The following is a 17,639-nucleotide window of genomic DNA, read 5'->3' as shown; positions in this document are numbered from 1 at the left end:
CGTGATTGAATAACTTTAGAACCGAAAATTGATAGGGATAGAGCAATGAGCAACTTCAAAATTCACTCAGTAGAATCCGCGCCAGAGCAAAGCCAACCTATTCTTGAGGGCGCTAAAAAGCAGATGGGCAGAGTGCCGGGCTTGTTTGGTGTGTTGGCTGAATCTCCAAACACACTTAAGGCTTACACTCAGCTTCATCAGGCGTTTAGTGACTCATCTTTCGATGCTGAAGAGCTAACGGTTGTTTGGCAAACCATCAACGTTGAACACGAATGCCACTACTGCGTTCCTGCACACACTGGCATTGCACATTCAATGAAGGTTGCTCCTGCAATCACCGAAGCACTGCGTAATCGCACAGCTTTACCCACTGAAAAGCTGCAAGCCCTGCATGATTTTACGCTGAGCATGGTACGTAACCGCGGCAATGTGCCTGAAAGTGAAATGGCAGCATTTTTCGAAGCGGGCTACGGTCAGCAACAAGTGCTAGAAGTGATTCTTGGCCTGTCTCAGAAAGTGATCAGTAATTACGTAAACCACGTTGCTAAAACGCCAGTCGACAAAGTTTTTGAACAGTTCGCTTGGCAAGGGTAATCGTATTTAACTAACCATCGTATTTAAGCAACTCAAGATATGATAATGATGAAAGCCCCACTCAGTTGAATGGGGCTTTGTTGTTTTGGTCTAAATGGTAATTAGAAAGGTAACCTAACGCACGTGCTTAGCGATTATCTTCGCTAGTGTCACAACCCCTTCTTTCCACTCTTTGCTCTCTTCAATGTTGGCAACAGTAAAGCGCAAGCAGTGTTTATATTGGTCGTTGGTGCCAAATACTGTTCCGGGTAAAATCCCCAACTTATGCTTTAAACAGTCTTGATAGACCGCGTAGCTATCGACCGATTCAGGCAGTGTTATCCAGTTTAAAAAAGAGCCTTCCGGTTTTGATAGGTGGTATTGCCCGACAAGGTGTGGGTGGCTATCTAGTGCTTGTATTAACAGGCTTTGGAATTGCTTTTGGTTGGTTTGGTAGAGCCGTTTCATTTTGGATAAGTGGCTGCGATATTTACCGGTAGTGAGGAATTGCCCCACCGCGGATTGCATCAGGTTTGAGCTGCCCATGTTGTCGCATAAAAGGTACTTTTCGACTAAAGGTTGGTAGCGACCCGATAGTAACCAGCCGATTCGCAAGCGTGAGTCTAAGGTTTTAGACAGTGAGTTGACGTAGATGACTCTATCTTGATCATCAAGCTCTTTGAGGCTAGCGATTGGTGTATCGAATGCCAAGCTACCGAACACATCGTCTTCGATAATTGGCAAAGATCCGGTGATCTCCAGTAATGCTTTTCGATTCGCCAATGGCATCCGTGAACCGGTTGGATTAGTAAAGTTTGGCGTTAGCAGTAAGGTTTTCACTTCCCATTTGTCCAACGCACTCTGTAGGGATGGTATATCAATACCGTGGCTAACGCTGCTTGGGATTTCAAGGGCTTGCAATCCAAGTGATTCAAGTAAAAGTAGATTACCGAAATAACAGGGCGACTCGACCGCCACGATGTCACCGGGCTTGGTGAGCGCACGTAAAGCCAAACTGATCGCCTGTTGAGCACCATGAGTAATCGCAATCTCTTTAGATCCCGCAGGTACACCAAGATCATGGGTGATCTTTAACAATTGCTTTACTAATTGCTCGTCGCCAGGAGGCAGTTGGTAATAACCGGGAAGCTGAGTTTGCAAACGGCTATGGCGACCGATTTCGGCATACAAGCTACGAATCGCTGGATTGTTGATGTTCGGGTGCGCGGAGCCTGCCAACAGTTTTAGGCGACCTTTTGGACGAGAGAGTACCGATTTGGTGACAGACAACAGATCGACTTTTTGAGGTTGGCTTGGTGTATCCCAGCTGGTGGTGTTCGGTGCTTTTACGCGATAGCCAGATTTAGGTACTGAATATACCCAGCCTGTCGCTTCCAGTTCTTGGTAGGCGCGAATCACGGTGTTCTTGCTCACGCCAAGCTGTTCGCTTAGTTGACGGATTGAGGGAAGACGATCGTCTGGATGAAAGAGTCCCTTATCGATCTGAGCCTTAATATGTTGTTCGGTAGCAAGGTATTTATTGCCGCTGAGTTCTGCTTCCACGTGTTTCTCCCTCGTTGCACACTCTCAATCTGTAACCATTTAAAGTGTTATATCTGTATCTTTATTAGTTATCTGTACCCAACTAAGGTAACAGCATTGATGAAGAGTTGACCAGAGGTTTGTAATGCTGATTAAAATGATTCCGTTTGTGTTTGTAATATTGTGGTCGTCAGGTTTTGTCGGCGCACGTCTTGGTGTTGAATATGCCGAACCCGCAACATTACTTTCATTGAGGATGGTAGCCAACGTGGCGCTGTTCTTGGTTTTGATTGCAATCATTAAGCGTCGTATTCCTCGTGGTCGAGCATTCTTCCACGCAAGTGTGGTTGGCATCTTGATTCATGGTTTCTACCTTGGTGGCACCTATCTGGCGATTGATATAGGTATGCCCGCCGGGTTGAGTTCTCTACTTGTTGGCTTACAACCGATTCTTACCGCATTGATTATGATCAGCTGTACTTCGCAGCGTTTTAATTTTGCACAGTGGTTGGGGTTAGCGCTTGGTTTTGCGGGTATTAGTTTGGTGTTGATGGGCAATATTGAATGGCAGTCAGACGACCAAAAAGGCTTGGCAACGTTATTGTGTTTGGTTTCTTTGGTGGGTATTACCTGCGGCACTTTGTATCAGAAGCGCTTCTGTCAGGGGACAGATATGGTCGGCGGTGCGATGGTGCAATATTTGGCTTCTGCCGCGTTGTTTCTGCCGTTCGCAATGCGTTACGAAACTATGCAAGTAAACTGGACGATAGAATTCACGTTGACTCTAATTTGGCTGGTGGTCGTTCTGTCTTGTGTTGCCATCCTATTGTTGCTTTACATGGTAGAGCACGGTGCATCTTCAAGTGTGGCTTCGGTCTTTTACTTGGTGCCACCGACGACAGCAATCCAAGCGTGGCTTATTTTCGGTGAGTCGTTCGACATGTATGGCGCGATGGGCTTTGCTTTGTCTGCTGCGGCGGTTTATTTGGTGGTGAGGAAGCCAGAATGGATTAAGGCTCGCAGTCGAACAGTGTTAGAGCGGTAGTTTGTATACCAAACTCATCCTACTAAAAATCGATGACTAGAAACAAAAAAGAGCCTGAATATTCAGGCTCTTTCTATATAAAATATTGGCTAGCGACTTTTGATTAGCGCTTCATCAAGCAAGCGTAAGCCGTTGTAAACGGTGCTTCTTGGTATTGCTTAAGGCCAGTTTCTTTGAACTTCATCATAAGAGGGTTGCGCTTAAGGCTCTCCTTGATGTCAGCAGGTGATACAACGGTTACGTCTAGGCCGTCGATCAACTGAATTGCTGCTTCTAGTTTGAAGCCGAAGCCACCGCCAGCAAATTTGCCTTTAGTCTGACGTTGGCGAATTACAACTTTTTCTACTTGGTAATCTTCCATTAACTTTGCAAAAGAGAATTGAAAGTCTTTCATATTCTGTGTGTCGTTTGCGTCGCTAATCGCAACCTTAGAAACTCGGCAATCAGGAATGTTAAATACGCCGTCTGACAGAGAAAGAAGACAGATGACTGCATCGTTACCTTTGATTTCAACACCACAAATTTTCATGTTCTTACCTACTTATTTTAGAGCCCTACATTATGGTGTTATTTCTAACACTTCTCCAGTATTTGCGCGTATCAGCAGCAAATAAGTCTAAATCAGAGAGTATTTTAGTCGCCGAAAGTTAACCTTTGATTGAAAAAGCATCACACGAATTTACGGTATCGTTTGCTATGAGATGAAGCTCACAAAAGCTTAGCGGGATTTTATATGTGTGCTGTATATTGCGCGCGCATCCCTATTTGAAGTGTGGTTATTAATCCCAATGAATATCAATAATCTTTCGATTAAGAGTAAAATCGCGATCCCGCTGTTGGTGATTGTGATTGTTTTTTCTACCGTTACTGTGCTTAATGTCATTAGATCTAATGCTCAGGCTGCGATTAATAACGAGCTCAATAATGTGGTTCAGCCAGTGCTAGATAACCTAGAAGATGGCTACCGAGATATCTACCAAATTATCGCTTCGGCACAAGGTCTGTTGCTTGCGAAAGACCAAGCGGCGGTCGAGTACCAAAAGTTTGAATTTAAAGACAACGCTTACAAAGCGGTTCCTCGTTTTCAAAGTGTCGAAACCTTGTATCAAGCGGGCGTGTTGGACCCATCTTCACGTGGCGAGTTAGCAAAGCTTGTTAACGCGATGAGCAAGTGGGTGGCACTGCACGAGCCAATGTTCGCTGATCCAGCAAACGCAGACCAATACAATATTGATTACTCGCCAGCGCTTGACGCAGAGTTTGCGATCATTCGTACTCAACTGCGCGATATCCGAACTCTGATCGAATTGAAACAGAAAGAGCTTCGCCAGCAAGCCGATGACTCTATTGAATCAAGCAAATTGATCATTGAAGTAGGTATGGCCGTTGCTGTTTTCGCTGCATTTTTCGCTATGTGGTTATCGAATCGCTTTATCGTTCAGCCAATCCAGAACGTAGAGAAAGCGATGAATGAGATCGCATCGGGCGACGGTAACTTGTCTCAACGTATGAAGGTCGAAGGTAATGACGAGATCGCTCGTTTGAGTTCTGCTTTTAACCAGTTTGTTGGCAAGATCCATGTCACCGTGGAGCAAGTTATTCTCACATCGAACGCAGTACGTGGCGAGATGGAAAACATCAAATCACTCACGCAAAGTGTTGCTGAATTCTCGTCTAATCAACAGCGAGAAAGTGAAGTGGTCGCGGCTGCAGTTCATGAAATGCAAGCAACCAGTGAAGTGGTGAGTGGTAACGCATTAGATGCGGCAACCGCAAGTAACGTTGCAAACCATGAAGTGGAATCGGCCGATACTACGCTTGGCTTAACTGTTACTTCGATTGAACGCCTTGCTCAAGATATCGAGAACGCGGGTGGTGTGGTTCAAGAACTAGATACAGACGTGAAGAACATCGCCTCAATCCTTGGCGTGATCAAAGGTATTGCAGAACAAACCAACCTACTTGCTTTGAATGCGGCTATTGAAGCGGCACGAGCGGGTGAACAAGGCCGTGGCTTTGCGGTTGTGGCTGATGAAGTTCGAGCGCTTGCGAGTAAAACTCAAGACAGCACTGGCGAAATCCAATCAATGATTGAACGCTTAGAAGTGGGTGCTAAACACGCGGTTGGTGTGATGACTGAAAGCAAAGTGAGTGGCGAGAAAACCATTGTTCAAGCGGGTACTGCGGCGTCTTCTTTGAGCGAGATTCGTAATTCTATCGGTATGATGAACGAAATGAACACTCAAATCGCGACTGCGGCTTCGCAACAGTCTCAAGTGTCTGAAGAAGTGAATAAGAATGTTCAACGCATCGCTGAAAGCACCATGCAAATGGTTGAGATGGCAAGCAGCGCAGAAAATGCATGTATGGCATTGGCTGAACAGTGTGAAGCGCTAGATAGCCTTGTGTCTCAGTTTGAAGTGTAATTTTCAAAATTAGACAGACGCATATGAGCCGATAATGGTTGCTCGTATTGAGTCCCATTAATCAGCGGTGAACGACAAAAAAGCCCGCACTCTATGAGTGCGGGCTTTCTTTTTGACTAGGTGATCAGTCTTTTGACTAGGTGATCAGTTTTTAGACCTGATCAATCATTCGGTGTTAGCTGCTGCGACCGTCTTTGTATGTGTAACGGTAGTCAACTTTTACGTTCGCTTGGTAATGAATGTCACCGCTCATGTTAGTGATTTTCTTCACTTCCATATTCGCGTCATCAATCTTGAACGAATCGTATTTGGTTGTCTGTTGGAACTGTGGCAGTTCTCTTGAAAGCTCAAAAGGTGTTTTTGCGCTTAACTCATCCATAAGGTTGGTGCCTGCATCGTATGCTTCCGCTTCAGTAACAAATGTATCAGATTTTAGCGTTGTTTCTTGAATTGTTGTTTTAGTTGCTGCAAACGCAGTGGTGCTGAGTACAAGAGTTGATGCAAGTATGATTAACTTCTTCAAAGGGATACCTTACTTTGTTGTACCAGTGTTTTAGAGATTCTCACCCTAGCAATAGGGGATGAGGTTAATGTTAGGACAAAAATATGGTTCTGTAAGGGAATGACTATAGGTGCCGAAGATTAATGCACAGCGCATATCAAGCAAGGTGACACTGATATCTAACTTCAATACACTGTATGGGTAACCAAAGTTCAGCATAAGGTAAAGGCATGGCCAATTGGGAAGGGGTAAGTGAGTTTGTTGCAGTGGCAGAGCGTGAAAGCTTTACTGGTGCGGCGCAGAAGCTCGCTACGTCGGTGGCTCAAATCAGTCGTAGAGTAGCAAACCTCGAAGAACGACTCGCAGTGAAACTGCTCAATCGAACGACTCGAAAGGTGTCTCTTACAGAGGCTGGGCAACTCTATTACCAACAATGTAAGTTGTTGGTCGAAGGTTTAGAAATTGCTGAGCTTGCGGTCACGCAGATGCAATCAACACCTAAAGGCTTACTGAAAGTCACCGCGCCTGTGACTTATGGTGAGCGCCAACTCGCCCCAATACTGCATCAATTCTTAAAGCTTCACCCGCAAGTAGAGCTTGAGCTGATGCTGACCAATCAAAAGCTCGATCTTATCGATTCGGGTGTTGATGTTGCGATTCGTCTTGGCCGCTTGGAAGACTCAAGCCTTGTGGCAAAGAGGCTGTCTCAACGCCAACTTTATGTATGTGCAAGCCCTGAATATATTGAACGTTATGGCGAGCCGCATACATTATCAGAATTAAATAATCACCAATGTTTAGTCGGTGGATTTGAACATTGGCGTTTCAAAGAAAATAGACGCCCTCGCTCAGTTCGTGTTAACGGACGCATTAAGTGCAACAGTGGTTTAGGCTTGTTAGACGCAGCTAAGCAGAGCATTGGCTTGGTGCAGTTGCCTGAATACTATGTGAGTGAAGACCTTGATTCTGGTGAGTTGGTTGAGGTGCTGTCCGATTATCGAGATGACAAAGAAGGGATCTGGGCGCTTTATCCTCAGAACCGCAACTTATCTTCAAAGGTTCGCCTGCTGGTGGACTTCCTTTCTGAGCAATTGGATTAGTGTATGGCTTAAAACCTCCACCGATAAAAACGGGCTTCAGAATAGAGATTCTGAAGCCCGGCGTGTTTTAGGATTAATTATCGTTTGATTACGGCTTACTAGACCGAAAATGTATTAGACGGTGAAGCGATCCACCAAGTGATACAGCTCATTTGCACGACTGTTGAGGTTTTGGCTACCTGTACGGTTTTGATTCGCGAGTTCTGCCGATTGTGAGCTTTGGTCAGAAATCACCACGATGCGTTGAGATATTTCTTGTCCTACAATATTTTGCTGTTCAGTGGCTGTCGCAATAAGCGAGTTCATGTCCATGATGGTATCAATCGACGCTTGGATCTTCGCCAGTGCTTTGGCTGCGGCATTCGCTTCTTCCACGGTTTGCGCACTTCGGTTTTGACTTGAATCCATCGCTTTCACAGCAGCATCTGAGGCAGCTTTAAGTTGCTCAATCATCTTGTGAATGTCGCCAGTGCTTTCTTGAGTACGGCTTGCCAGTTTACGAACCTCATCGGCAACTACAGCAAACCCACGACCTTGTTCGCCTGCACGTGCAGCTTCAATCGCGGCATTCAACGCGAGTAGGTTAGTTTGCTCGGCAATGTCTTGGATGACCGCCAACGAAGAGGAGATATTCTGCACATCACCTTCTAAACGAGACACGACAGTGTTGGCTTCTGATACTTCGCTCGCTAGGCCTGCCACCGAATCTGCAGCGGCGTTTACTATCTGTTGCGCTTCTTTGGCATTGCCCTCTGCAAGTTTAGCGGAATCCGCCGCTTGGCTAGCGTTGCTCGAGATCTCTTGCGCCGTTGTGGTCATTTCAGTCATCGCCGTTGCAACTTGTTCAGTCTCTTCACGTTGCCCAGTAGCAATCTCGTCGACCTGCGCAGCGCGAGAAGACATGCTAGATGTCTCGGCTACGACTTGCTGACCGACATCGCTTACGCTGCGAATGATGGTTTGAAGGCTTGCCACGAAGGCGTTGAAGTTCTCGCTGAGCTTAGTGAACTCAGGCGCTTTAAATGTTTCCATTCGAGCGGTTAAATCGGCTTCGCCACTCGCGAATGCGTTGATTGAACGATCAAACTGCTCGAGTGGTCGCATGATTGTGCGGTTGACGGCAACGGCAAACGCAGCAACTACTAGGGCAATCAAACCACAGAATATAGCGATCGCCGTCAATGAGCTTTGTAACGCGACATTCGAGCTCTCTTTCATCTCTGCGATTACAGCATCGATGTCGTCAGTATAGAAACCTGTGCCTAGCATCAAGTCCCACTGGGGAACGAATATCGAGTAGCTCAGTTTCGGTAGAGCTTCTGATTGACCAAGTTTTGGAAAGTAGTAGGTGGTGAACTCACCAAGCTTTGAGTTCTTGATCAAGTCACGAATCAGGTAGTTGCCTTTTTTGTCTTGCAGGTCGTAGTAGTTTTTACCAATGCCATCGTTATTTTGCCCAACAACTACTCGAACGCCTTTAGAGTCGTAGCCAAAGATGTAGCCAGACTCGCCATATTCGAGAGTTCTTAATGTCGGTAAGGCTTCTTCTAATGTTGCACCTCTTTCCAAGAACGGGCTAATAGAAGATTGAGCCATTTGCAGATACGCTTTAAGTTCCTTTTCTTTCATCGCCATCATATTGCTACGCGTCGATTCTACTTGCTGTGCGGTTAGCTCGGTGCTCTTCATATACGTCACGCTCATCATGCCAATTGCCATTAGTAGCAACGGAATGAAAGAGAGAATATAAAGGCGGTTTTTGATGGTTAGGGTCATGTCACGCTTCCTGTGTGATTATCTCATGCAATTTTCAACACATTATTAATGTGGTTTTAAAATGTAAATGGACTTGTTGTTGAATTGTTATCCAGAAATGTTTTTGTTTTATAAACATGATGGCGGTTAGGTTTTTGACGTTAGAAGCCTTGCAACTAGGGGCTTAATGATAAAAAGAGCGGTTTGTTACGATGCTTTTGAATTTGGCGCTGCTTTGGTAGAATGCGACGCTTTGTAGCACCCTGCTATGTCTATTCGTTAAGTGAGAAAGATTCATGAACAAAAGCCATGTGACTATTGGTTTAACTAACCCAAAGAGCCCGACAAACGTTGGTGCTGTTATGCGTGCGGCTGGTTGTTACCAAGTCGACGAAGTTAAATACACAGGGCAACGCTACGAAAAAGCCGCAAAATTCCACACCGATACTAAGAGTGCTGCGCGTACTATCCCGTTGACTGGTGTTGAGTCGTTTTTAGACAATCTTGATCCAGAAACTAAGATCGTTTGCGTAGAACTCGCAGAAGGTGCAACACCACTACCGCGTTTTAAACACCCAGAAAATGCCATTTATATCTTTGGCCCTGAAGACGGCTCTATTTCTCAAGATGTCGCCGACAGAGCCGATCATGTTGTGTACGTACCAACAGTTGGCTGCATGAACTTGGCAGCGACAGTGAATGTGCTGCTTTACGATCGTCTTGCTAAATCTGATGAAATGGATGAGAGCAACGAACTGATTAAGAAAAGCCGTGATAACCGTAACCATCTGCTAATCAAAGAAAAGTAACTATTTACTTCTAGTAAAAGTAACGATCTGCTTCTAGTGTTATCTATCCCGTAAGCAATCGGATATTATCTTTGGTTCATCATTAGATAATTGAAGGGTTAGATAACACCATGGAAGACAAGCAATTACTTGCCGCGCTACAGCAACACTCTGTCCTCGATCTCTATCAGTTATTCCAAGAAGTTGGTCAAAACCGCTCTTTGTATGCATTACTAGAGAGGTTATCTTCCCTTAAAGAACATCATCAACTGAGTACTCGTCTTAGCCCTTTTAAGCCTCATATCGAAGGATTGCTAGCTCAATTTGATAGCGCCACGCCAGATAGCGAGATCCTCAAGGCAGTCGCTCTTCAGTCTGAGATTCAGCAACGAGGCCACAGTATGAGTCGTTACATCATGACATCAGATAACCATCGCCATTTTTCCCCAAGTGCAGACCTAGTCATGTTTGGTGATTCGATCACCGAATGGGCCCCGTGGGCGGATATCTTTCGCGATGTTTCGATGGTCAACCGTGGCTTAGCGGGTGACACCACAACTGGCATGTTGCGCCGTATTGATACCACGTTGAATGTGAAGCCAAAGCTGGTGTGTTTTATGGCAGGGATAAACGATTTAGCTCAGGGTTATGATGTCGACCATATCTACCAGAACTACATTGATATGCTTAAGGTGTGGCAAGAAAATGAGATTCGCATATTGGTGCAATCAACGCTTTATGTTGGCTCTAAACTGCAAGGTTTAAATCCGTCGGTTGAACTGCTCAATAGCAAGCTAAGCGAGTACTGTACACAGCAAGGCATTGCGTTCTTAGATGTGAATTCAGTATTGTCACCTAATAAGCTGTTGTCGAACGAGTACTCGTGTGATGATCTGCATTTGAATGCGAAGGCTTATCAAACTTGGGCTGAGATACTTCAACCTACGATAGCTGAGCTACTAAAATAGACTCACGCAAAACGCTAGCTAGACCGATAAACAGTTTAGCTAATACAAGAAAAGCCAAACCCTAGATTTGTTTCGCGAACCATAAGGACATCAATGTGAACCTAAGACAATTGGAAGTCTTTTACGCCATTATGCAGACCGGAACCGTATCTGGAGCCGCGCGTAATCTACATGTGTCGCAACCAAACGTGACCCGTATTTTGGCGCACACGGAGCAACAACTTGGGTTTGGCTTATTCGAACGAGTTAAAGGGCGGTTGGTGCCAACGGTTGAGGCAAAAACCTTACTGCCAGAAGCGGAAAAGGTGTATCAGCAATTGGGGCAATTTCGATCTCTGACCAACAAAGTGAAGCAAGGCCATCAGCATTTACGTATTGGTGCGCCACCGATTCTGGCGACCAAGTTGCTGACGCAAGTGATTGCTCAAATGTCTCGCGAACAAGAGCTCTCTTTTGAGTTGCTGACAGCAAACCGTGATGAACTGTGTGCTGGGTTGTTAAAGCATGAGCTTGATATTGCTATCGCGTTTGGCGATGAAGCACCGCCTGCGATATTAAGTGAAACGCTATTAACCGAATCGCTCAAGGTTTTGGTTCCATCCAATACGGTTGAGCAGTTACCGGCAGAATTAACGCTAGATGAGCTTATCAATTATCCGCTCCCAATCATCGGGCTTGATAGCCGCGATCCATTAGGCCTCCTGTTACATCAAAGCCTTATTGCACGCGATGAGCATTATCACCACCCGATATCTGTACGTGGGTATAGCGCTGCGGCGGAACTGGTGAAGCACCAAGCAGGATTTGCGATTGTTGACCCGTGGACGGCAGATCAGTATCAAAATGACGATGCGGTTTGTGTGTTGCCACTTCAACCAGATATTCAATTCTCGGTATCGATGCTTTGCGCAGAGCACACCCCTCAGTCAATTTCCGTTAAGCAATTTATCGCTTCATTGAAGATCTATACTCACCCTATAACTTAAGGTTATAGGCTCGCCATAAATAGGTATTCGGCAGCTATCTAATTCCTAATTAAAGTAAATCCATACAAGGATTTATTAATTAGGAACACTCATGTCTATCGCTCAACCTTACCTTCTTTTTCTTGGGGATGTTACTGACCCACTCGCCGCAAAAACAGCTCGCGGTATTCATCAATGGCGACCAGAAATCTGCCTAGGTCAACTGCGTTTAACGGGTGATACCGTTTCACTGGGCTTAACGGATATGACCCTGCAAGAGGCGCAAGCGCAGGGCGCGAAGACGCTAGTGATTGGTACCGCAAATCCGGGTGGTGTTATTCCTGATTCTTGGCAGTCAACCATTATGGCCGCTGCAGAAATGGGATATGAGATTGCATCTGGCATGCACCAACGATTGAGTGAATTTTCACCGCTTGCTGACATGCAGCAACAAGGATTGACTAAGCTTCATGATGTACGCCATTTTGACGGTGTTCTTAATGTTGGTAACGGTAAGCTTCGTCAAGGTAAGCGCCTGCTTACTGTCGGAACTGATTGCTCAGTAGGCAAAATGTTCTCGGCATTAGCGATTGAAAAGTCGCTTAAACAAGCGGGAACATCTGCTCAGTTTAAAGCGACAGGGCAGACCGGTATTTTGATTGAAGGCAGCGGAATTTCGATTGATGCGGTGGTTGCGGATTTTATTTCCGGCGCGGTTGAAGCGATTAGCCCCGATTTTACCGACCACGAGTGGGACATCATTGAAGGGCAGGGTTCTTTGTTCAACCCTTCGTTTGCAGGCGTGAGTTTGGGGTTATTACATGGCGCACAAGCCGATGCTTTGGTGTTGTGCCATGAAGTCGGGCGACCACATATTCGTAACCTTCCTCATGCTCAATTGCCAAGCATAGAACAGACGATTGAAGCCAACTTACAAGCGGCACGACTGACGAATCCAGATGTGAAATTGGTTGGTATCTGCTTGAACACTTCGGCAATTAGCATTGAAGACGCTGAGACATTATGCCAAGAATGGACCACACTCTATCAAGTGCCCGTGACGGACCCTGTGCGTTTTGGTGTACAACACATTACTGATCATTTGCGACATTCACTTTAACGACTTCATCATTTCTACGTTTCCATTTGTTAAAGCGAACATCAACCGAGTGAAATTATGAAGATTACAGCAGAACCCATTACTATCGCGATGCAAACGCCTTTTCGCATCTCTCGTGGCAGCCGAACCGAGTGTCACGTTGTTCGTGTCTACATTGAACATGATGGCAAACAAGCTCAGGGAGAGTGCACCCCTTACCCACGATACGGCGAGTCATCGGAGTCTGTGTTAGCGCAAATCCAACAAGCGTCTAGCGCACTTGAAGGTATGTTTGAGCGAGGTGTTACCGATCCGGCAGAGCTAAGAGATCATCTTCAGTCTTTATTGACCGGAGGGGCAGCGCGAAATGCGGTCGATTGTGCGCTTTGGGAGCTTGAAGCCAAACAACATGACCAGGTCTTCCCAAATAGCCTGTTTGAGTTACCGAATCAAATCGTGACAGCCATGACCGTCTCGATTGGTACGCCAGAAGCGATGGCGATTCAGACTCGAGACTATGTCGCAAATGGAGCGAAACTCTTAAAAGTGAAGCTTGATGGAGAGCAAGTGGTAGAGCGTGTTCGCGCGGTACGAGAAGCTGCGGCAGATGTTCAGATTGTACTGGATGCTAATGAAGCGTGGACGGGGCTGAATCTCGAAGAGTTGTTTAATCAACTAACAGAGTTTGATATTGCGATGATCGAACAACCTCTTCCACAGCAGCACGATGCGTCACTGGCACACATCAATCACCCGATCCCACTGTGTGCTGATGAAAGCTGTCATACCACTTCACAGCTCTCATCGCTGTTGGGTAAGTATGAAATGGTCAACATCAAACTCGATAAAACGGGCGGTTTGACTGAAGCATTGGTTCTTGCAGAAGAAGCCCAAAGGCTAGGATTTACGTTGATGTCTGGTTGTATGCTCGGAACTTCTTTGGCGATGCGTGCAGCTTTGCCTATCGCCGTTCAATCTGAAATTGTCGACCTTGATGGCCCAGTCTTACTTGGCCAAGACGTTTCTCCTGCTCTGACTTATCGCGATGGGATGATTATTCTCTAAGTTCGTTGAGCTTCGGGTTAGTCGATGGGCATGACATAAATGAAATCGCATGAGTGAAAGCTTGTGCGATTTTTTAGATCTATAGTCCTTAACTTATTAAATAATCAAAGGTTTTTACTGCTTGATTGAGCGTGCTATTCGTATGGTTTACGGGCGTATTGATAAAGTAATCACGTTTCTGTCGGTGCGGTCACTTTCTATTATCGCAAAACAGACAGCTCAAGCTTTATAAAATAATTGTTATGATATCTTATGTGAAATGTTAATGATTACTCTTCATTTAATAGTTTAACTAAAGCTATTCGATGCAAGCCCAAGTAAGGCTCACACCCTAACTGATTGAATCATTGACAGTTCCTGTTGATTATTTGATGAGAAGAAGGTGGGGCGAGTGAGTAGTCATTTCTCCGAGGTTGTAGAAAATAAGGATAGTTTCGAGCGCCCGTTCTCGATCAAGATTCCACGTCGTAAGTGGTTTGGTTGGAAAGGTATTGAGCTGCGCTTGGTACTTGCGTTAGCCATGCTATCGATGACCACTATCTTCCTCTCGGTTGTCTCTAGCTTTACCTTCGATGATTTAAACCAACGTCTTGTTGAGCTAAAGGAGAGTGAAATCCCGGCCTTAGATAATGCCGCACGCCTTGATGATATGGTGCGAGTGATTATTACAACGTCTTCTCAGCTTAGTGACGCTGAATCGAATTTAGAGCGCAAGCAGGCGATGCTAAAAATCGAAGACGCTATTTCCGTTATGAATAGCGTTATGGTTCAGTTCCCGGACTATCACTCCTATTTTAAAGATCTTATCGCCCAAGTTAATAACAGCCTTAGTTTGTTGTATCAAAGTGAAATTGAGTCAGAACAGCTCAACCAAGAACTTCGTAATTTGCTCGAAGGTTTTTACCCGCTACTGCAACAGGCCAGTGATTCACTTGATAGCCTACCTGAGTCTGCCAAAGATCAAATCCAGTACACACAGCTCAAGTCTCTGCTTTATTACCAATTAGGCTTGGTCGAAAAGCTGTATAACGACTCCAGCTTTAATGAGCTCGATTACACCAGTTTGCGATTAGAGCAGGTAGGGGAAGAGTGGTGGAAGCTCTGGGTCAGTGGTGATTTAAGAAGTGATTTTCCTGAATTAGATCATCAACTCACGGTGATTTATAACCTTGCCTCAAGCGATAGCAGCTTGTATGGGATGAAAAACAAAGCGCTCGATCATCTTTATCAAGAGCAATACTTCCTGCAAAACAGCCGCGAGCATTTGAACCAATTAACCGTGCAGATCGAAAGCAACACCAGCAAGGTGAATAGCAATATTGACCAATCGATTCAGCAGGCACAGCAATCTTTGCAATCTAACCAGCGTCTCTCTCTCTTCCTTTCTCTATTTAGCGTATTGGCTGCCGCTGCTATTTCATGGTTCTATGTGCGTAAGAGCATTTTGGAAAGGCTTTTACAGCTTAAAGACAACATGTTTGCGATTTCTACCGGCCATTTAGATACCGAAGTGTCCATTCGTGGCAAAGACGAAGTGACGCAAATGGCCAAGTACCTAAAGGTATTCCAAACCACGGCCAAAGTCGTTAAGAAAACCAACCGAAAATTAGAAGCTGAAGTGGAAGAGCGAACCCTAGCCGAAGCCAAACTACGAGTGACTCAAGATGAGTTGATCCAAGCCGGAAAACTGGCTGCATTGGGGCAACTCAGTGTTGGGATAACGCACGAGATCAATCAACCTCTGACGGCTGTGAATAGCCACGTTCGAAGTGCTCAGCTTTGGCTCGGTAAAAATAGACCAGACAGAGCACAAGAGAATCTTAAAAAGATCGAAGTCCTGCTAGAAAAGGTGGCTGCGATAACTCGTCACTTAAAAGCATTCTCACGTAAGAGCGACGGCAAGATTGACAATGTGGAACTAGATAAGGTGATTGGTGATGCGATTGATCTGTTTGAAACCAGACAGAGCCCAGTATCGATTCAATATTCGTCCCAAAGCTACCAGATGGTTCGAGCCAACAGCATACGCTTGGAACAAGTGCTGGTGAACCTCATCAGCAATGCTCTGGATGCCATTGAGCATAAAGAGCAGCCTCAACTTAGTATTGCTACGCAAGTGCTTTCGAACACCACTCAGATTTTGGTTAAGGACAACGGACTGGGCATACCTGAAGAAGATATCCCGTATTTGTTTGACCCATTTTATTCCAGCAAAACAACAGGTAAGGGGCTCGGGCTCGGCTTGTCTATCGCATACAACATAATAAAAGATTTTGGCGGCTCGATTCACGTGGAATCGGTTGAACACCAAGGCACCACCTTTATCGTCACTCTACCAAAAGGCACAGGTTCATGATTTCAGAAAAACACATAGTTCTTATCGACGATGAAATAGATGTCGTCGAAGCCGTGAGCGAAATGTTAGAGCTAGAAGGGTTTAGTGTCACCACCTTCACTGATCCCAACCTTGGCCTAAAGTCGCTTAAAGCGAACAGTCAGTCGGTTGTGTTGTGTGACGTGCGCATGCCGAAAGTGGACGGTTTGACGTTGTTGAGCTCAATCCAACACCGTGCCCCGAATGTGCCCGTTTTATTGATGAGTGGCCATGGCGATATCCCAATGGCGATCGAAGCGATGAAGTTGGGCGCTTTTGACTTCCTAGAAAAACCGCTTAATTCGAGTGAGCTGGTGGAGAAGCTTGATTTGGCGATTACCCAATGTCAGCACAGTTGCCCGTCAACCTCGGATGGCGATGGGCAAGAGGATTTACCGATTGAATCCGTGGTTATTGGCCAATCAAAAGCGATGGATACGATACGTAAGCAAGTGCTCGCTTTAGCGCATACCGGTGTCGATACCATCATCAACGGAGAAACGGGAACGGGCAAAGAGGTGATAGCTCAAGCTCTGCATCAATTCAGTCGTCGTAAGACTAAGCCATTTGTCGCGATTAACTGTGGTGGTATGACAGAGAGCATTATTGAGAGTGAGTTGTTTGGCCATGAAGCGGGTTCGTTTACTAGCGCGAACAAGAAGCGTATTGGCAAAATAGAACAAGCCAATGGCGGCACTCTGTTTCTCGATGAAATTGAGAGCATGCCGATTGCGGTACAAATAAAACTGCTGCGCGTGATTCAAGAGCGAATGATTGAGCGTGTTGGTGGTAATGAGTTGATACCTGTCGACATCGTCGTGGTCGCAGCCAGTAAAGCCGATCTTGTGAGCTTGAGTGAGTCTGGGGAATTCAGAGCCGATCTCTTTTATCGCTTGAACATTGCGAGCTTAAACCTTCCGGCACTGCGCCAACGGAAAGAAGACATTCAGGTGTTGTTCCGTCACTTTGTGATTCAAGCGAGCCACAAATACAAGACACGCCCATCAACGATTTACCCTGAGCAGATTCAGCAACTATGTCGGCATGAATGGCCGGGTAACGTGCGTGAATTACGCAATGTCGCTGATCGATTTGTGTTGGGTATCGTCGGTGATGGCTTCGATCTTCAATCGCCAATTTGTGAAGCGTCCGGAGAAGATTTCGCTTTTGAAAAGCAGATGGAGCAGTACGAAAGGAATGTACTGACGGAGGCGCTAATAGAAAGCGCAGGTAACATTAACGAGGTATCAAGTAAGCTGAATTTACCGCGTAAAACCCTTTATCGAAAAATGAAGAAACACCAATTAGATAAAGAGAGTTTCAAAGCCTAATTCGTTCAGGTGTTTGTTAAATGGAAAACCAAAACCAAAAGAAAAAGCACAAGACAACAATGACCCATTTGGTTTTTAGTCGAATGGCTAACTGTTTCAAGTGATT

The 17,639-nt window shown here is 45.5% G+C and carries 15 protein-coding genes; 11 read left to right on the top strand and 4 right to left on the bottom strand.

The window, feature by feature from the left end; genetic code table 11:
• Positions 1-45 precede the first annotated feature (45 nt).
• Complete coding sequence (locus AB6D93_RS07275; RefSeq protein ID WP_102332216.1) at positions 46-594, top strand: carboxymuconolactone decarboxylase family protein; 549 nt, start codon at positions 46-48, stop codon at positions 592-594.
• Positions 595-708: 114 nt separating this feature from the next.
• Here AB6D93_RS07275 and AB6D93_RS07270 read toward each other — a convergent pair whose 3' ends face one another.
• Positions 709-2,136, bottom strand: a complete 1,428-nt coding sequence (locus tag AB6D93_RS07270) for a PLP-dependent aminotransferase family protein (protein WP_102332215.1) — start codon at positions 2,134-2,136, stop codon at positions 709-711.
• A 124-nt stretch (positions 2,137-2,260) separates the two neighbouring features.
• Between AB6D93_RS07270 and AB6D93_RS07265 the strand changes: the two genes are divergently transcribed.
• Positions 2,261-3,160, top strand: coding sequence for a DMT family transporter (locus tag AB6D93_RS07265; RefSeq protein WP_102332214.1), 900 nt, complete (start codon positions 2,261-2,263; stop codon positions 3,158-3,160).
• Positions 3,161-3,263: 103 nt separating this feature from the next.
• Here the strand turns inward: AB6D93_RS07265 and AB6D93_RS07260 are convergent, their stop codons facing one another.
• The gene (locus AB6D93_RS07260; protein ID WP_017071370.1) at positions 3,264-3,689 is read right to left on the bottom strand and encodes a DUF3010 family protein; all 426 of its coding nucleotides are present in this window, start codon (positions 3,687-3,689) and stop codon (positions 3,264-3,266) included.
• Positions 3,690-3,948: 259 nt separating this feature from the next.
• Between AB6D93_RS07260 and AB6D93_RS07255 the strand changes: the two genes are divergently transcribed.
• Entirely contained in the window at positions 3,949-5,586 is a 1,638-nt protein-coding gene (locus AB6D93_RS07255) for a methyl-accepting chemotaxis protein (RefSeq protein ID WP_102332213.1), read from the top strand.
• A 175-nt stretch (positions 5,587-5,761) separates the two neighbouring features.
• On the opposite strand, the gene AB6D93_RS07250 is transcribed toward AB6D93_RS07255, so the two are convergent.
• Positions 5,762-6,109 (bottom strand): DUF3316 domain-containing protein, encoded by a 348-nt coding sequence (locus tag AB6D93_RS07250; protein WP_017076504.1) that lies wholly within the window; start codon positions 6,107-6,109, stop codon positions 5,762-5,764.
• Positions 6,110-6,318: 209 nt separating this feature from the next.
• On the opposite strand from AB6D93_RS07250, the gene AB6D93_RS07245 reads away from it, so the two are divergent.
• Positions 6,319-7,188 carry a LysR family transcriptional regulator gene (locus AB6D93_RS07245; RefSeq protein ID WP_102332212.1) on the top strand — a complete coding sequence of 290 codons (870 nt, stop codon included), beginning with the start codon at positions 6,319-6,321 and terminating at the stop codon, positions 7,186-7,188.
• A 114-nt stretch (positions 7,189-7,302) separates the two neighbouring features.
• Here AB6D93_RS07245 and AB6D93_RS07240 read toward each other — a convergent pair whose 3' ends face one another.
• A complete protein-coding gene (locus AB6D93_RS07240) occupies positions 7,303-8,964 on the bottom strand; it encodes a methyl-accepting chemotaxis protein (RefSeq protein ID WP_102332211.1) in 1,662 nt (553 codons plus the stop codon).
• Positions 8,965-9,239: 275 nt separating this feature from the next.
• Here AB6D93_RS07240 and AB6D93_RS07235 point away from each other — a divergent pair, with 275 nt between their 5' ends.
• The 7 genes from AB6D93_RS07235 (at position 9,240) to AB6D93_RS07205 (ending at position 17,533) form a co-directional block, all read left to right on the top strand.
• Complete coding sequence (locus AB6D93_RS07235) at positions 9,240-9,752, top strand: RNA methyltransferase (RefSeq protein WP_017061674.1); 513 nt, start codon at positions 9,240-9,242, stop codon at positions 9,750-9,752.
• Positions 9,753-9,862: 110 nt separating this feature from the next.
• Positions 9,863-10,699: an SGNH/GDSL hydrolase family protein gene (locus AB6D93_RS07230; protein ID WP_102332210.1), complete on the top strand. Its 837-nt coding sequence runs from the start codon at positions 9,863-9,865 to the stop codon at positions 10,697-10,699.
• A gap of 95 nt (positions 10,700-10,794) precedes the next feature.
• Complete coding sequence (locus tag AB6D93_RS07225; protein ID WP_102332209.1) at positions 10,795-11,685, top strand: LysR family transcriptional regulator; 891 nt, start codon at positions 10,795-10,797, stop codon at positions 11,683-11,685.
• A gap of 91 nt (positions 11,686-11,776) precedes the next feature.
• Entirely contained in the window at positions 11,777-12,784 is a 1,008-nt protein-coding gene (dgcN, locus tag AB6D93_RS07220; protein ID WP_102332208.1) for an N-acetyltransferase DgcN, read from the top strand.
• Positions 12,785-12,841: 57 nt separating this feature from the next.
• On the top strand, positions 12,842-13,828 hold the full coding sequence (gene dgcA / locus AB6D93_RS07215) for an N-acetyl-D-Glu racemase DgcA (protein WP_102332207.1): 987 nt from the start codon (positions 12,842-12,844) through the stop codon (positions 13,826-13,828).
• 382 nt (positions 13,829-14,210) lie between these two features.
• Positions 14,211-16,184 (top strand): ATP-binding protein, encoded by a 1,974-nt coding sequence (locus AB6D93_RS07210; RefSeq protein ID WP_102332206.1) that lies wholly within the window; start codon positions 14,211-14,213, stop codon positions 16,182-16,184.
• The gene (locus AB6D93_RS07205) at positions 16,181-17,533 is read left to right on the top strand and encodes a sigma-54 dependent transcriptional regulator (RefSeq protein WP_102332205.1); all 1,353 of its coding nucleotides are present in this window, start codon (positions 16,181-16,183) and stop codon (positions 17,531-17,533) included. Before AB6D93_RS07210 ends, AB6D93_RS07205 begins: the two co-directional genes overlap by 4 nt.
• The last annotated feature ends 106 nt before the right edge of the window (positions 17,534-17,639 follow it).

Source organism: Vibrio sp. 10N.247.310.23 (assembly GCF_041467155.1).
In the GTDB taxonomy this organism is placed as follows: domain Bacteria; phylum Pseudomonadota; class Gammaproteobacteria; order Enterobacterales; family Vibrionaceae; genus Vibrio; species Vibrio crassostreae_C.
This window is presented reverse-complemented; position numbering and strand designations above follow the sequence as displayed.

What these genes read in the sequence shown, in the direction of transcription:
- AB6D93_RS07275 (WP_102332216.1), top strand. Translation starts at nt 46, where the DNA reads ATGAGCAACTTCAAAATTCACTCAGTAGAATCCGCGCCAGAGCAAAGC.
- AB6D93_RS07265 (WP_102332214.1), top strand. Translation starts at nt 2,261, where the DNA reads ATGCTGATTAAAATGATTCCGTTTGTGTTTGTAATATTGTGGTCGTCA.
- AB6D93_RS07260 (WP_017071370.1), bottom strand. Translation starts at nt 3,689, where the DNA reads ATGAAAATTTGTGGTGTTGAAATCAAAGGTAACGATGCAGTCATCTGT.
- AB6D93_RS07255 (WP_102332213.1), top strand. Translation starts at nt 3,949, where the DNA reads ATGAATATCAATAATCTTTCGATTAAGAGTAAAATCGCGATCCCGCTG.
- AB6D93_RS07245 (WP_102332212.1), top strand. Translation starts at nt 6,319, where the DNA reads ATGGCCAATTGGGAAGGGGTAAGTGAGTTTGTTGCAGTGGCAGAGCGT.
- AB6D93_RS07240 (WP_102332211.1), bottom strand. Translation starts at nt 8,964, where the DNA reads ATGACCCTAACCATCAAAAACCGCCTTTATATTCTCTCTTTCATTCCG.
- AB6D93_RS07235 (WP_017061674.1), top strand. Translation starts at nt 9,240, where the DNA reads ATGAACAAAAGCCATGTGACTATTGGTTTAACTAACCCAAAGAGCCCG.
- AB6D93_RS07230 (WP_102332210.1), top strand. Translation starts at nt 9,863, where the DNA reads ATGGAAGACAAGCAATTACTTGCCGCGCTACAGCAACACTCTGTCCTC.
- dgcN (WP_102332208.1), top strand. Translation starts at nt 11,777, where the DNA reads ATGTCTATCGCTCAACCTTACCTTCTTTTTCTTGGGGATGTTACTGAC.
- dgcA (WP_102332207.1), top strand. Translation starts at nt 12,842, where the DNA reads ATGAAGATTACAGCAGAACCCATTACTATCGCGATGCAAACGCCTTTT.
- AB6D93_RS07205 (WP_102332205.1), top strand. Translation starts at nt 16,181, where the DNA reads ATGATTTCAGAAAAACACATAGTTCTTATCGACGATGAAATAGATGTC.